This window comes from Nonomuraea sp. NPDC049649 (assembly GCF_040675175.1).
In the GTDB taxonomy this organism is placed as follows: domain Bacteria; phylum Actinomycetota; class Actinomycetes; order Streptosporangiales; family Streptosporangiaceae; genus Nonomuraea.
This window is the reverse complement of the sequence record NZ_JBFAOH010000113.1, coordinates 1-1,315: the sequence shown is the minus strand read 5'-3', so window position 1 is coordinate 1,315 and position 1,315 is coordinate 1. Positions and strand designations below refer to the sequence as shown.

Below are 1,315 nucleotides of genomic sequence, written 5' to 3'. Positions count from 1 at the left end.
GTACTACATTCACAGATCTTGAGGTAGTGGATCTCCACGTCGCCGGTAATGGCTGAGCCGGGCGCGGGCCTGGTGGAGGCGGCGGAAGGCTGACCAGGCCAGGACGTGTTCGATGGCGTTGGCGGCGGGGATGAACAGCCGGGCCAGGACGCGGCGGATCTCCGCCAGCGAGGGCGGCGGCACGGGCTCGGGAGCGTTGTTCATGGTGGTTGCGGCGGTGGCTGACGGTCTTTTCCCTGGTCGGCGGGGGCGGTGTTGTCGGGTAAGGCCGTCTGGGTGACGGCGAGGAAGGCCAGGGCGAGCATGACGGTGGTGACGTGCCGGTGCCAGGGTGTCCACTTGCGGACCTGGTACTGGGTCAGGCCGAGCAGGTCCTTGCTCTGAGCGTTGTTCTCCTCGATCTTCCAGCGCAGCCCGGCAAGTTTGATCAGTTCGGTGATCGGGGTGCCGAGCGGGGCGTGGGCGAGGAAGAACTCGATCTCACAGGGGTCGGTGACCGAGCGGCGGATGAGCACGGTGTGGGCGTGCTCGGGAGCGGGTTGCTGGTCGGCCAGGCGCACGGGCACGGAGGTCCAGTCATACACGCGGATGCCCTTGGTGCCTTGTCCACAGGAGCGACGTTCCCAGATGGCCGGGTTGCCGTGGGCCAGCAGGCGATCGAGCAGGTGGCCGACCGGTTCGCTGCCGCCGCGTACGGCGATCAGCGGCAGGTCGACCGGGACGGCCAGCACGTAGCCGATCCGCCGATCGTGACAGAAGGCGCGCAGGTCGGGATCGCGCCCGTAACCGCAGTCGCCGCACAGGTAGCGAAACGGAGTGCCGGCCGCGATCTCCTCTTTGAGCATGTCGATCACCAGGTGCGGCTTGGTGGCGAAGACCACCTCGTCGGGAACCCCGGCTTGCTTGCGCCGTTCTGGATCGTCTGTCCAGGTCTCGGGCAGGTACAGCCGCCGGTTGACGAAGGCGTGCCCCGCTGCGGAGGCATAGGTGAGCATGGGCATGACCTGGCAGTTTTCGACTTGTCCGGTCAGCCCGCAGTATTGGCGGGCCACGCCAACGGATCTGTCGCCCTTCTTGATCGCGCTGGTGTCGTCGGCGATGAGCACACCATCGGCACGGCCCAGATGCTTCAGCACGTAGGCGCGTACCTCATCGCGCAGCGCGTCGGCGTCCCACTTGGCTCCGTTCAGCAGCCATTCGAACCGGTGGGCCTTGATGTGGCCGATGTGGTCGGCCAGCTGCCAGGAGTTCTTCCGCGGGACGTCGGCCAGCAGAGCGCGGACCAGGTCACCGAACGTTGAGCGGGGCTCAGGCC

General features: G+C 67.1%; 2 protein-coding genes. Both read right to left on the bottom strand.

The window, feature by feature from the left end; genetic code table 11:
• Positions 1-9: 9 nt before the first annotated feature.
• Complete coding sequence (locus tag AB0J42_RS37705) at positions 10-204, bottom strand: hypothetical protein (protein WP_364303399.1); 195 nt, start codon at positions 202-204, stop codon at positions 10-12.
• Positions 201-1,315 (bottom strand): IS701 family transposase (locus AB0J42_RS37700; protein WP_364303397.1); only part of this gene is annotated, 1,115 nt, incomplete at its 5' end. The genes AB0J42_RS37700 and AB0J42_RS37705, both read right to left, overlap by 4 nt.